We start from the raw sequence: 13,280 nt of genomic DNA, 5'->3' as shown, positions 1-13,280 counted from the left end.
CGCCGGCGCGGCGCTCGGCGGCAATATGTCGCGCAATTCGTACGAGCGCGATTACGGCGGTCGCGGCGATCGTGGCTATCGCCACCGCAAGCATCGTCACCACCGCGACTGGGACTGATCGCTGCTGGCGGCACGGTGCGCGAACGGCGCACCGGCGCGCCGACGGCGTCGGCACCCGACGCGAGATTCGGCCCGGCGGCCTGCCGGGCCGTCATCGCCGGCCAGACCGGCGAACACTTTCCGGCTTCATCTGCCGTGGCCGGATGCCTGATCGACAGGCAGGCAAGTTTCCCTCCTCGCTGCATGTCCCCGTTTCCCGATTACACCGCCTCTCGCGACTGAATACGTCCGGGCAGCGTCGGCACCATTCGCGTTCCGTTCGATTCCCGTTGGCGCGTTCTCTGGCCTGAAGACGGCTCATGATCGGCGCGGTGCGGCTTGCTGTCGTGCGCACGTCGTCCCTCGCAGATCTCCGTAACCAGATGTATCGCAACCCGCGTGTGCGACCGGGATGGCTGCGGTTACTCACCTGCGCCTCCAGCGTCCCGGCGAACGTGCGTGTCGCCCCGCCCGTCAGGATTTCCCTGATAGCCAGACCGTCGTGCCACGCTTCCTCACCGCGTATCGCGGGTGCCGGCCGGTAGTGGAAAATCGAATGGAATCCATCGCAACATTTAATTGGTCGATTGCGAGCGGCTTCGCTATCGTCGGCGATGCTCGCGTACGGCATCGCACCGTGCAGCCGGCCGCGCCTCGCCGCATGATCGCGAGCGCCACGGCCCGGTCGCCGGCCCCACAAGCATGGGCCGCCGCGTCCGATGAACCGGACGAACCCGTCGCGAAGCCTGGCCGACCGAACGAAGGCGCGTGCGCCTTCAAGCCACCCCGGCAACGACGTCCCGCCGCCGCATGCGCCCCACGCACGTGTGTGCTGCCCGATGCCGTTTGAGCCCGGGGCCGGACCAACCCATTGCCTGGATGCCCATGTCTAAGACAACGTATTACGCGCCGCACGGCGGCCACCCGCCGCAGACCGATCTGCTGACCGATCGCGCGATGTTCACCGAGGCGTACGCGGTGATCCCGAAGGGTGTGATGCGCGACATCGTCACGAGCTGGCTGCCGTTCTGGACGAACACGCGCCTGTGGGTGATCGCCCGCCCGCTGTCGGGTTTCGCCGAAACCTTCTCGCAGTACATCGTCGAAGTGAACCCGGGCGGCGGCAGCGACAAGCCCGAGCAGGACAAGCACGCCGAAGCCGTGCTGTTCGTCGTCGAAGGCGAAGCCGAGCTGACGCTGCAAGGCACGAAGCACGTGCTGAAGCCGGGCGGCTACGCGTTCATTCCGCCGGGCGCGGACTGGACGCTGCACAACGTCAGCGATGCCGCGGTGCGTTTCCACTGGGTGCGCAAGCACTACCAGGCCGTCGATGGCATTCCGCTGCCGGACGCTTTCGTGACCAACGAGCAGGACGTCGAGCCGATCCCGATGCCGGGCACCAACGGTGCTTGGGTGACGACGCGCTTCGTCGACATGAGCGACATGCGCCACGACATGCACGTGAACATCGTGACGTTCGAACCGGGCGGCGTGATTCCGTTTGCTGAAACGCACGTGATGGAGCACGGGTTGTATGTGCTGGAAGGCAAGGCCGTCTATCGCCTGAATCAGGACTGGGTCGAGGTCGAAGCGGGCGACTTCATGTGGCTGCGCGCGTTCTGCCCGCAGGCATGCTATTCGGGTGGCCCTGGCCGCTTCCGTTATCTGCTGTACAAGGATGTGAACCGTCACATGAACCTGTTGCTGAACCCGGCGCGTTAAGCGTCGAGGAAACAGTTGGACGTGAAAGCCCGCCGGGGAATTGCCGGCGGGTTTTTTTTTAGGTTCTTCGTGGATTTCAGTGGATGTCGATTGACGACCCTGAGCGGACGACGGGCGTCCCCGTACAAGCGTCCGCTCACGACGGATCAGGAGACATTGACGCCGATTCGGCCAATCGTCAGCCTGTAGCGTTGGCTCCCGGCGTACCAAACAGCCGGACGACGACCGAACGCAGCCAGCGATTGCCTGCCTCCTGATGGTAGCGCGCGTGCCAGTGTTGCCGGACGGCGAACCCCTCGACGGGAATGGGGCACGGATGTACCGAAAGATCGCTGGCCTGGGCCAGCGTCTCGCCAATATGGCGCGGCAAAGTCGTGATCAGATCGGTGGTCTGCACAATCGCTCCAAGTCCCAGAAAACCGGGCAATTCAAGCGCCACCTGCCGTTCGATACGCTCGCGCATGAGCGCCTGCTCGAGCAGCGCCGTGCCCGTTCCCGCCGTGATCGCCACATGGCCTTCGGTGCGGTACGCCTTGACGCTGAGCCGCTTGTGAATACGCGGATGATGCCGATTTGCAAGGCACACCCAATCCTGCGCGTATAGCTGTTGCTGATAGATGCCGCCGCTCAGCCACGGCACGTATCCGATCGCGAGATCGGCCTCGCCCGATTCGAGCGCCCGTTCCGTATTGCCGTCGATCCGCGCAGCTTCCAGGCGTACGCCAGGCGCTTGCGTGCGCACATGTGCGAGCAGGCGCGGCAGCAGCGTTACGTGACTCGCATCGGTCATGCAGATGCGAAAACGTCTCTGCGCAGTCGCCGGATCGAAGGCGATTTCCCAGGCCGAGAAGCGTCGCAGAGATTCGAGAATCTCGCGACATGGGCCGATCAGCGCATCCGCTTGCGGTGTGGGCGCCATGCCGCCGGGCGTCCGGATAAAGAGCGGATCGTGCAAATGCTCGCGCAACCGCGCGAGCCAGATGCTGATGGTCGGCTGGCTCTGGCCGAGTTGCTCGGCCACGCGCGTGACGCTGCGCGTGTCGTAGAGCAGGTCGAACAATTGCAGCAGCTTGAGGTCGGGCAGATCGGTCTGGATCATCGCAGGTCATCATTATTGTGTGACGCAATGGTGACATTGTATCCATTGTATTGCGACATGATCCGGCGCCTCCTATCGTGACGTCACACGTTAAGGAGACGCTCTTGAAAATTGCCATTCTGGGTGCCGGCGCGCTGGGCTGCGCGATCGGCGCGACGCTCACTGAAGGCGGTCACGAGACCTGGCTGATCGATCGCTCGCCCGCGCATGTCGATGCGATGCGAGCCCACGGCCTGCGCGTCGACGACGCAAGCGGCTCTCGCAAGGTGCAAGTCCGCGCGACTACCCGGCCGGACGAAGCGGGGGCGGCCGAGGTCGTCGTCGTACTCGTCAAATCGTTCCATACCGACGCGGCGATTCGCAGCGCGCAAGCGCTGGTGGGACCTGAAACAACGGTGCTGTCGCTGCAGAACGGCCTCGGCCACGAAGACATTCTTGCCGACGCCGTAGGCCGCGAACGCGTGCTCGCGGGCAAGACCTATGTGGGCGGCGTACTGCGCGGCGCGGGGCATATCGAGTCGGGCGTCGTGGGCAAGCAAACCATCATCGGGGAACTGGACGGACGCATGACGGATCGCGTTCGACGCATTGCCGAGGCATTCGGCAACGCGGGTCTCGAAACGCAGGTAAGCGGCAACATCGTCGGCACCATGTGGGACAAGCTGCTCGTGAATGTCGCGACGGGCGCGCTGACCGGTATCACGTCGCTGACCTACGGCCAGCTTTATGACGAACCGCTGCTCAAGGCCACTTCACTGGCGGCCGTCGCTGAAGCGATCGCGGCTGCAAAGGCGGCAGGCGTAACACTGTCGATGACCGATCCGGAGCAGGCGTGGACGCTTGCCGCCGAGGGTTTGCCCGCTGCGTTCAAAACTTCGATGCTACAAAGCCTCGAAAAAGGTTCGATGACCGAAATCGACTTCATCAACGGCTCGGTCGTGCGTTGGGGCGCGCGCCACGGTGTGCCGACACCTGTCAACGCCACGCTGGTGGCGTGCATCAAGGGCATCGAGCGTGCGATGGCCGACCGCCAGCAAGCGGAGGCGCAAGCATGAGCGGACCGAAAGCCTATCTCGAACACGTCGCCGTCTTCGTGCGCGACATCCACTGGCACATCCGCTTTTTCGAGGAGGTGTTCGGCATGACGATGCGCGAAGTCGACGGCACGACTGAAGTGCCGCGCCAGTACTGGACGCTCGGCGGCATGCAGTTCATCCACATGCCGGATTTCTCGGGCCCCGAAGGGCGGCTTGGCCACCTCGGCATCATGTGCGAGGACGTCGAAGCCTCGCTCGCCGCCGCCCGCGGCTTCGACGTGCAGCCCATGCCGCAAGGGGCGAACTGGCTGCGCTTACCCGATGGTCTTGCCATCGAATTCATTCAGGCGAGACCCGCGCGATGCGTGGCGCAGGCGCTCGCCATCGATCCGCGCGCGGAGGCATGACATGACCATCGTCGAAAAATACTGGGACGACGCGCGCGAAGGCGACGAATGCGTGAGCCCGCACTACGTCGTCACGAAGGAACGCATTCTCGCGTATGCCGATCTCACGGGCGATCACACGCCCGTACACGTCGATGAAGCGTATGCGAACGCGAGCCACTTCGGCTGCCTCGTCGCGCATGGCCTGTTTGGTCTTTCCATAGCCGATGGTTTGAAAACCCGCAGCGATTATCGCTTTCTGCCGGGCATGTCGCTGGGCTGGAGCTGGGACTTCGCGCTGCCGATCAGGGTCGACGACGTGCTGCACGTGAAGTTTCGCGTAGGAGCGATGCGCCCGAGCAAGAGCCGCCCCGACTGGGGCATCGTGACGCTTCCTTCGGAACTCATCAATCAGCATGGCGAAGTCGTGCAGCGAGGTGAGCATCGCCTGATGGTGCCGCGCCGACCGGGAGCCGAACGATGAAACAGGCGCGTCCACTCGAAGGGATTCGTGTCGTCGATTACAGCCACTTTCTCGCGGGCCCGTATGTGGGGCGTTGCCTCGCGGCGCTTGGTGCGGAGGTGATCAAGGTCGAGCGACCCGGCAGCGGCGATGCGGGACGCCAGCACGCGACCGTGCTTGACGATCGCTCGAGCGGCTATTTTCTGCAGCTGAATATGGGCAAGCGCGGCGTCAGCGTGAACATGAAAGACCCGCGCGGCAGGGCCTTCATGGAGCGGCTCTGCCATTCGGCGGACGTATTCGTCGAGAACTATCGCCCCGGCGCGCTCGACAAACTCGGGCTGGGCTACGAGGCGCTTTCCGCGCGCAATCCAGGGTTGGTTTACTGCTCGATCTCTGCGTATGGCCACACGGGGCCGGACGCCCATCGAGCAGGTTTCGGCCTGATCGCCGAAGCCAAGAGCGGCATCATGCAGATGGTTGGCGCACCTGGCGAACGTCCCCCGCTGCTGCGCATTTCGCTCGGGGATATGTACACGGGCATTCACGCGGTCGCGGCCATTAACGCGGCGCTGCTCGGCCGTGTGAAAAGCGGGCGCGGGCAGCACATCGACATGGCGCTTTACGACACGCTCGTGTCGATGCACGAGTATGCCGTCCAGTGCTACACGCTTGCAGATGTGCTTCCCGAACAGACTGGGCATGACATGCCCGGTTCGACGCTTTATGGTGTGTTTCGCGCGACCGATGGCGATCTGGTGATCGCCGCGCAGGTGGACGATGCCTGGAAGCGCTTCGCGGCGCTGATCGAAGCGAGCGGTGGGCCGCGTGGCTTTGGCACCGATGAGCGGTTTCACAACAGCGTGGGACGCAACACGCATCGGCTGGAGATTCTCGCCGTGGTCGAGCCGTGGGTCGCAGCGCGTACGGTGACGCAGATTCTGGAACGGCTCGATGGCGTCGATGTGCCTTGCGCGAAGGTGCAACGTATCGACGAGGTGATCGCCGATCCGCAGATTCAGGCGCGCGGCATGATCGTCGAACAGGAGCATCCGCGTTACGGCACGCTGCGCTTGCCGAATCTTCCGTTCCGGTTCTCCGGGTGCGATACCACGATCCGCGAGGTTGCCCCCGATCTGGGGCAGCACAATACCGAAGTCGCGCAATCGCTGGGCTTCACGCCCGCCGAGATCGATGCGATGAAAACCGATGGCGTGCTGTTCGACAAGTGAGGCGACGATGAGCGATACCTATGCGGTGATTGGCAATCCGATTGGCCATACGAAATCCCCGCTGATTCATGGGCTTTTCGCCGAAGCGACGCAGCAGGCGATGCACTACACAGCCATCGAGGGGCCGCGCGAGCCCGACGACGCATTCGCGGCGACGGTGCGGGAATTCATCGCGGCGGGCGGGAAGGGCATGAACATCACGGCACCGTTCAAGCTTGCAGCATTCGACATGGCCGATGAGCGCAGCGACCGTGCGACGCTCGCAGGCGCGGCGAACGCGTTCAAGTTCGAGGGCGGCCGGATTCTTGCAGAGAACTTCGACGGCATCGGTCTGGTGCGGGATATCGAGGTGAATCTTCACGCACCGTTCGCTGGCAAGCGTGTGTTGCTGCTCGGTGCGGGCGGCGCAGCCCGCGGCGCATTGCTTCCGTTCCTGGGCGCACGCCCCGCAGAACTGGTGATTGCGAATCGCGACGTCGAGAAAGCGCGCGCGCTGGCATGGCAATTGGCGCCGCATGGGCCGATCGCTGCGTGCGCTTACGGTGAACTCGACCGGATGGGGCGCTTCGATCTGGTGGTCAACGCGACGTCCGCGAGCCTCACAGGCGATCTGCCACCTGTGCCGCCCGGTGTTTTCAGCCCGCATGGCACGGCCTATGAACTGGCCTATGGCAAGCATCTCACACCATTCTTGCGGCTGGCGCGCAATGCGGGTGTCGCGGGTGTGGCCGATGGCGTTGGCATGCTGGTGGAGCAGGCCGCGGAAGCCTTTGCGTGGTGGCGCGGCGTGCGTCCCGAGACGCAAGCGGTGATCGACCGGCTTACCGTGCCGCTGGATCGGGTGTGAGCTGGAGCGGGTATGAAGAACATCCTGATGTTGTCCGGCATCGATCGCAACATGTTAGGCAAGCGCGATCCCAATGCGGCCATTCATCCAGCGTCTTCGAACAAGCGAGCCGCCCCGCTTCGGGAGCACAGCCAATGGGAAGTCGATAGCCTCGCTCCCCCTGTTCTCGATCGACTCCGGCAATCGAGTGGCCGGAAGTGAATCAAAATATACCGGTTGCCTTGTGGGCGGCACAAGGCCGCTCATGGCCGCTCATCGCCGAGCGGCGCCGGTCTTCCCCGCGTTCCCCGGAAATTCGCGGTGCACCATGTTTTCATGGGCGATGCGTCTTGCTACAGGCCGAGTGCAGCCGCAGCAAGTGTCGCGACCTGCAGCCGCGTATCGGGTGACATGCCGTCCTCGATCAGCCACACCGCCGACAAACCCGACCACGCGAGAACCCACTGCAGCAGCCGTCGCCGGTCGAGTTGCGCGGCGTCGGCCACGACGGTGATGCGCTGCGCGAAGCGCATGGGATCGACTGCAATATCGTGCGAGGGATTGCAGAACAGGTTCGCGTAGTCGAACGCGCGATCGCCGCGCAGCCCTTTCGGATCGATCGCACGCCAGCCGCGTTCGCCGAAATGGAGGATGTTGCCGTGATGGATGTCGCCGTGCAGGACGACTTCGTCGACGGGCGGCCTGGCCAGCAACTGGCGCGCGACCGTGGCCGAGCGGTGCAGCACATCGCTGCCGGAAGCATCCGACAGCAGTGCATGGAACCAGTCGTGCAGCGGCACGAGCGAAGGCGGCTCCGACGCACGATGCGCGTGCAGCCGCGCGACGACATCACACGCGATGCGCATCGCGTCGTCGTCGTGGCCCGATGCCGAAAAGCCGGCCAGCGTCGGTGCCGGCTGCGCGCGTTCGAGCAGAACCGCATCGCCGTCGTGCTGCCACACCTGCGCGGTGCCATGCCCGTTCCACCAGGTCATCAACGCATTGCCGCGCCGCTCTTCGTCGCAGGTCGCAACCTTCAGCATCGCGGGGCGCGCATGCCAGACGACGGGCAGCAGGCCGCCGCTCGCGGTCAGGATCGGGCCGCCGTCGGGAACGAGGCCCCACAGGCCGAGGTATCGATCGAACATCACACGATGCTACAGCCGAACCGGATCGCGTGCAGCGCGGTTTGCCCGACGATGCGTCACACGGTCGCCGGTGCGACATGAACCGCTCCGACGCACTTTCCTAAATAAAATTTAGCCAGCCAAACTTTGGCTAAAGAATGTTCCGGTTTCGCGCCATCCCTTCGACAATGCGCGCCTTTCGTGACTGTCGGCGTCTGTTGCACGCCGGCCGTCGCAGCATCGAAGAAGGAGCCCGACATGACCGACCACACCGTATCCCCTCCGCCGCCACCTGCACCACCGCCGTGCCGCCGCGTGTGGCGCACGCTCGCGGGCGCGCTGCTCGGCCTGACGGTCGCCTGCGCGGGCATTGGCGCATGGACGATCCAGCGCATCTGGACGCAGTTGCCGTCGGTCGAGCACCTCGCCGTCTATCGTCCCGCGCTGCCGCTGCGGATCTTCTCGCGCGACGGCGACCTGCTGGCCGAATACGGCGTCGAGCGGCGCGAGTTCGTGCCGCTCGAACGCATCCCGCCGCTGATGCGGCAGGCGCTGCTCGCGGCCGAGGACGCGAAGTTTTACCAGCACGGCGCGGTCGATTTCGGCGGCCTCGCGCGCGCGACGTTCGCGAACGTCGTGACGGGGCAGCCGGGGCAGGGCGGCAGCACGATCACGATGCAGGTCGCGCGCAACTTCTACCTGACGCGCGACAAGGTGCTGAGCCGCAAGCTCGCCGAGATCCTGATGGCGGCCAGGCTCGAACGCGAATACAGCAAGGACAAGCTGCTCGAGCTGTACATGAACGAGATCTATCTGGGCGAGCGCGCGTACGGTTTCGCGGCGGCCGCGAACGTGTATTTCGGCAAGCCGCTCGACGCGCTGAGCGCGGGCGAGGCGGCCGTGCTCGCGGGGCTGCCGAAGGCGCCGTCCGCGTTCAACCCGGTCGTCAATCCGGCGCGCGCGACCGCGCGGCGCAACTACGTGCTCGGCCGCATGCATGCGCTCGGCCAGCTCGACGACGCGACGTACCGCGCGGCCGTCGACGCGCCGATCGCGCTGGCGACCACGCCGCCGCCCGGGATCATCGCGGCGCCGTACGTCGCCGAGCGTGCGCGCCGGATGATGGTCGAGCGTTTTCACGACGATGCCTATACGCTCGGCCTCGACGTGACGACGACGATCTCGATGCGCGACCAGCGCGCGGCCGAAGCGTCGCTCGAACGTACGCTGAGCCGCCAGCAGCGCACGAAGCGCGATGCACGTAACGGGCTCGAAGGCGCACTGGTATCGCTCGACGCGGCAACGGGCGACATGCTCGCGCTCGTCGGCGGCGCGGATTTCAACCGCAACGTGTTCGACCATGCGCTGCAGGCGTATCGCCAGCCGGGCTCGAGCTTCAAGCCGTTCGTCTATTCGGCGGCGCTGGAAAAGGGCTACTTCCCGGGCGTGCTCGTCGACGATACGCAGCGCACGCTCACCCGTGCGGAAACCGGCGCGCGGCCGTGGCGCCCGCGCAATTTCGCCAACAACTACGAGGGCTTCATCCCGGTGCGGCGCGGGCTCATGCGCTCGAAGAACCTGGTCGCGGTCAGCCTGATGCAGGCCACCGACGCACGCTACGTGCAGCAGCACGCGGTGCACTTCGGCTTCGACGCGCAGCGCAATCCGGCGTCGCTGCCGCTCGCGCTCGGCGCGGGCGCCGTGACGCCGCTCGAACTGGCGAGCGCGTATAGCGTGTTCGCGAACGGCGGGACGCGGATGGAACCGCGTCTGATCCTGTCGGTGAAGCAGCGTCACGGCGGCGCGATGTACGAGGCCACCGCACCCGCCGGCGAGCGTGTCGTATCGGCACGCAATGCATTTTTGATGGACAGCATGCTGCGCGACGTCGTGAAGGCCGGCACCGCGCGCGGTGTGCTCGCGCTGCGCCGCGACGACGCGGCCGGCAAGACGGGCACGTCGAACGGATCGAAGGATGTGTGGTTCGCCGGCTACTCGTCGGGCATCGTCGCGGTCGCGTGGCTCGGCTACGACACGCCCCGCCCGATGGGGCGCGCGACTGGCGCGACGCTCGCACTGCCGGTGTGGCTCGACTACATGAAGACGGCCGTCGACGGGCGTACGCCGGTCGAGGCAACGCCGCCGCAGGACGTCGCGCTCGTCGACGGCGACTTCGTGTACGCCGAATACACGCGCGGCACGTGCACGGCCGACGTGCCGTCGTATATCCGCAGCCGCTTCGCGTGCGGCGGGGCGGCGACGGTGACCGATGTGTCGGACACCCCGGGCGACAACGGCAAGCCCGCCGAGCCGATGCCTGCCGCGGTCGATGCGGCCGAGCGCGAACGCGTGCTCGACCTGTTTCGGACGGGTGACTGACGCGCACCATGCATACGCTCTACTTGATTGCCATCGTCGCGGAAGCGATGTCGGGGGCACTGATGGGCATGCGTCGCGGGATGGACCGCTTCGGGCTCGCGCTCGTCGGCGCGGTGACGGCGCTCGGCGGCGGCACCGTGCGCGACGTGCTGCTTGGCCACTATCCGCTCGGCTGGATCGCGCATCCCGAGTATCTGGTGATCACGCTCGTCGCGGCGACGGTCGCGTCGTGGGCCGCACGGCATGTCGCGCGGATGAAGACGCTGTTCGTTACCGTCGACGCGATCGGCCTCGCGGCCTTTACGATCATCGGCTGCGATATCGGTGCGTCGACGGGCACCGCGCCGATCATCGTCGTGCTGGCCGGTGCGATCACGGGTGTCTGCGGCGGGATGCTGCGCGACCTGCTGTGCAACGAGATGCCGCTGATCCTGCGCGAGGAACTGTATGCGAGCGTCGCGTTCGTCACGGGCGCACTCTATGTCGGGATGCAGCATCTTGGGATCGATGAGGACTTCGCGACGGTCGTCGCGCTGGCGGCCGGATTCTCGATGCGGATGCTCGCCGTGCGGCTCGGATGGAAGATGCGGACGTTCGGCGCGGCGGACGTCGAGCATTGAGCAGGGATGTTCGCCCCCCGCGCGGCGCTGGGCGGCGGACGGGGGGCGGGCGATGCCGGCCAGGGCGTTCGGGTGAATGCCTTGGCCGAACTCGACGTCAGTCGGCTTGCATCACCTGGAAGACGTTGCCTTCCGGATCGATGCCGTCGTACATCGTGCACGCGAACCCGTCATAGCGCTTGAGATTGCGCACCGTCACGCCGTCGCCGGCCAGCCGGTCGCGATGCGCGCCGATGCCCTGGCCGATCGAGAATACGAACTTCACGTGGCTTGCATCCGCGCGCGCTTCCGAGTGAGCCGGCACCGCGTGGCGGAAGGCCGGCCCGGCGAGATGCAGCGCAAGCGCAATGGCGCCTGCGCCGAGCACGACCCACTCGTTTTCGATGTCCTCGATGACGGGCAGATCGAAATACTGTTGGTAGAACGCCTTCAGCAACGCGACGTCCTGGACATACAGGATGATGCGGGTCATCGGAAGCGGCACATGAGTCTCCTTGAGCGGGATGCGCGACGCGCGAATGATGCGTTGTGAAACTCGTTGCCATCGCTAAGACACGGCATCGAGCACGGCAATGATCATGCGGCAGGCGCCTGCACTACGCGGGCACCATCACCGGCGGCGCACCGTCGCCGGTGTCCACCATCTTCACCGCGAACCCGTAGCACTGCGCGATATGGGGCGGCGTCATCACGTCGCGCGGCGTGCCGTGTGCGACGATCGTGCCGTCGGCGAGCATCGCGATCGTATCCGCGTGCCGCGCGGCGAGATTCGGATCGTGCACGATCGCGAGCACGCCGAGCTGCCATTCGCGCGCAACGGCGCGCACGGTGTCGAGCAGGCGGTGCTGGTGCGCGAGATCGAGCGCGGCGGTCGGCTCGTCGAGCAGCAGGTAGCGCGGGCCGCTTTCCGCTGCATCGTCGTCCGGCCACAGCTGCGCGAGCACGCGGGCGAACTGCACGCGCGCGAGTTCGCCGCCCGACAGCGTCGTCACATCGCGGCCGACGAGCGCATCGGCGCCCGCGCGTTCGAGCGCGTGCCACGCGATGTCGCGATCGCGGCGCGCGATCACGTGCCGCGCACCGTTGCGCCGCGCATGCGGATAGCGGCCGAGCAGCACGATTTCGTCGACGCTGAACGGGAAGGCCGGCTGTGCGGCCTGCGGCAGCACCGCGCGCAGGCACGCGAGCCGCGGCGCGTCGATGCGCGCAAGCGGTTCGCCGTTCAGCGTGATGTCGCCGGTCACGCGCACGCCGTTCGGCGCGACGCTGCCGGTGAGTTCGCCGGCGAAGGTCTTCAGCAGCGTGCTCTTGCCCGCGCCGTTGCGGCCGAGCAGCGCGGTCACGCAGCCGGGTTCGATCGACAGCGACAGGTCGCGCAGGATCGCGTTGTGTCGACGGGCGACGTCGAGGTGATGGGCGGTCAGCATGATCGTCGTGACAGAGGGGTTAGGCGCCGAGCGCGCCGCGGCTCTTCCACAGCAGCGCGAGAAAGAACGGTGCGCCGAGCAGCGCAGTCAGCACGCCGAGCGGGATTTCGGCGGGCGCGGCAACCGTGCGCGCGGCGAGATCGGCGGCGAGCGTCAGCAGCGCGCCGAGCAGCGCGGCGCCGGGCAGCACGATCCGCTGGTCGGGGCCGCATGCGAGTCGCACGCAATGCGGCGCAACGAGCCCGATGAAGCCGATGATGCCCGCACACGACACCAGCGCGCCAACCGCGAGCGCGACCGCGACGAGCACGCGCCGCTTCAGCCGCTGCACGGGCACGCCGAGGTGCAGCGCCTCGGTTTCGCCGAGTTGCAGTGCATTCAGTGCGTCGCGTTCGCGCGCGAGCAACGCGCAGCCGATCGCGACGCACGGCGCGACGGCCGCCAGCGCGGACCATTGCGCGCCGCCGAGACTGCCGAGGCTCCAGAAGGTGAGCGAGCGCAGTTGCGCGTCGTCGGCGACGAACGTGAGAAGACCGATCGCCGCACCGACCAGCGCGTTGATCGCGATGCCGGCGAGCAGCAGCAGCGGCAGCGCGAGCCGGCCGCGCGACGCGGCGAGCCGGTAGACGAGCGCCGCGACCGCAAGCGCGCCAGCGAACGCGGCAATGGGCAACGCGGCCGCGCTCACGTGCGCGGCAAAGAGCGCAGGGCCGAGCACGATCGTCGTCGTTGCGCCGAGCGCGGCGCCGCTCGACACGCCGACGAGCCCCGGATCGGCGAGCGGATTGCGGAACAGCGCCTGCATCGCGGCGCCGGTCGCGCCGAAGCCGCCGTCGACCAGCAACGCGAGCGCGACGCGCGGG

General features: G+C 66.5%; 14 protein-coding genes. 9 read left to right on the top strand and 5 right to left on the bottom strand.

Annotated elements, in window-relative coordinates; genetic code table 11:
• Positions 1 to 984: 984 nt before the first annotated feature.
• A complete protein-coding gene (locus tag G3N64_RS35305) occupies positions 985 to 1,821 on the top strand; it encodes a bifunctional allantoicase/(S)-ureidoglycine aminohydrolase (protein WP_205788283.1) in 837 nt (278 codons plus the stop codon).
• A 178-nt stretch (positions 1,822 to 1,999) separates the two neighbouring features.
• On the opposite strand, the gene G3N64_RS35300 is transcribed toward G3N64_RS35305, so the two are convergent.
• The gene (locus G3N64_RS35300) at positions 2,000 to 2,920 is read right to left on the bottom strand and encodes a LysR family transcriptional regulator (RefSeq protein ID WP_205788282.1); all 921 of its coding nucleotides are present in this window, start codon (positions 2,918 to 2,920) and stop codon (positions 2,000 to 2,002) included.
• A 104-nt stretch (positions 2,921 to 3,024) separates the two neighbouring features.
• Between G3N64_RS35300 and G3N64_RS35295 the strand changes: the two genes are divergently transcribed.
• From G3N64_RS35295 to G3N64_RS35270, 6 genes are read left to right on the top strand one after another with little or no spacing between them, the layout of a single operon-like run.
• The gene (locus G3N64_RS35295; protein ID WP_205788281.1) at positions 3,025 to 3,975 is read left to right on the top strand and encodes a 2-dehydropantoate 2-reductase; all 951 of its coding nucleotides are present in this window, start codon (positions 3,025 to 3,027) and stop codon (positions 3,973 to 3,975) included.
• Positions 3,972 to 4,364, top strand: coding sequence for a VOC family protein (locus G3N64_RS35290; RefSeq protein ID WP_205788280.1), 393 nt, complete (start codon positions 3,972 to 3,974; stop codon positions 4,362 to 4,364). Before G3N64_RS35295 ends, G3N64_RS35290 begins: the two co-directional genes overlap by 4 nt.
• Before the next feature lies 1 nt (position 4,365).
• On the top strand, positions 4,366 to 4,827 hold the full coding sequence (locus tag G3N64_RS35285; RefSeq protein ID WP_205788279.1) for a MaoC family dehydratase: 462 nt from the start codon (positions 4,366 to 4,368) through the stop codon (positions 4,825 to 4,827).
• The gene (locus G3N64_RS35280; RefSeq protein WP_205788278.1) at positions 4,824 to 6,038 is read left to right on the top strand and encodes a CoA transferase; all 1,215 of its coding nucleotides are present in this window, start codon (positions 4,824 to 4,826) and stop codon (positions 6,036 to 6,038) included. The genes G3N64_RS35285 and G3N64_RS35280 overlap by 4 nt, the downstream gene beginning before the upstream one ends.
• A 7-nt stretch (positions 6,039 to 6,045) precedes the next feature.
• The gene (aroE, locus tag G3N64_RS35275) at positions 6,046 to 6,885 is read left to right on the top strand and encodes a shikimate dehydrogenase (protein WP_205788277.1); all 840 of its coding nucleotides are present in this window, start codon (positions 6,046 to 6,048) and stop codon (positions 6,883 to 6,885) included.
• A gap of 12 nt (positions 6,886 to 6,897) precedes the next feature.
• Positions 6,898 to 7,086 (top strand): hypothetical protein, encoded by a 189-nt coding sequence (locus G3N64_RS35270; protein WP_205788276.1) that lies wholly within the window; start codon positions 6,898 to 6,900, stop codon positions 7,084 to 7,086.
• A gap of 131 nt (positions 7,087 to 7,217) precedes the next feature.
• Here the strand turns inward: G3N64_RS35270 and G3N64_RS35265 are convergent, their stop codons facing one another.
• Entirely contained in the window at positions 7,218 to 8,012 is a 795-nt protein-coding gene (locus G3N64_RS35265) for an aminoglycoside phosphotransferase family protein (RefSeq protein ID WP_205788275.1), read from the bottom strand.
• 237 nt (positions 8,013 to 8,249) lie between these two features.
• On the opposite strand from G3N64_RS35265, the gene G3N64_RS35260 reads away from it, so the two are divergent.
• Both G3N64_RS35260 and G3N64_RS35255 read left to right on the top strand, forming a co-directional pair.
• Complete coding sequence (locus tag G3N64_RS35260; protein WP_205788274.1) at positions 8,250 to 10,370, top strand: PBP1A family penicillin-binding protein; 2,121 nt, start codon at positions 8,250 to 8,252, stop codon at positions 10,368 to 10,370.
• An 8-nt stretch (positions 10,371 to 10,378) separates the two neighbouring features.
• The gene (locus G3N64_RS35255; protein ID WP_205788273.1) at positions 10,379 to 10,990 is read left to right on the top strand and encodes a trimeric intracellular cation channel family protein; all 612 of its coding nucleotides are present in this window, start codon (positions 10,379 to 10,381) and stop codon (positions 10,988 to 10,990) included.
• Between the two features lie 97 nt (positions 10,991 to 11,087).
• Here G3N64_RS35255 and G3N64_RS35250 read toward each other — a convergent pair whose 3' ends face one another.
• The 3 genes from G3N64_RS35250 to G3N64_RS35240 all read right to left on the bottom strand — a co-directional run.
• On the bottom strand, positions 11,088 to 11,474 hold the full coding sequence (locus tag G3N64_RS35250) for a VOC family protein (RefSeq protein WP_205788272.1): 387 nt from the start codon (positions 11,472 to 11,474) through the stop codon (positions 11,088 to 11,090).
• A 112-nt stretch (positions 11,475 to 11,586) separates the two neighbouring features.
• Positions 11,587 to 12,417 carry a heme ABC transporter ATP-binding protein gene (locus G3N64_RS35245; RefSeq protein WP_205788271.1) on the bottom strand — a complete coding sequence of 277 codons (831 nt, stop codon included), beginning with the start codon at positions 12,415 to 12,417 and terminating at the stop codon, positions 11,587 to 11,589.
• 19 nt (positions 12,418 to 12,436) lie between these two features.
• A partial coding sequence (locus tag G3N64_RS35240; RefSeq protein WP_205788270.1) for an iron ABC transporter permease occupies positions 12,437 to 13,280 on the bottom strand: 844 nt, incomplete at its 5' end.

Source organism: Burkholderia sp. Ac-20344, from assembly GCF_017104975.1.
Lineage (GTDB): Bacteria > Pseudomonadota > Gammaproteobacteria > Burkholderiales > Burkholderiaceae > Burkholderia.
The sequence above is the reverse complement of the archived record's forward strand: the minus strand, read 5'-3'. Positions and strand labels throughout refer to the sequence as shown.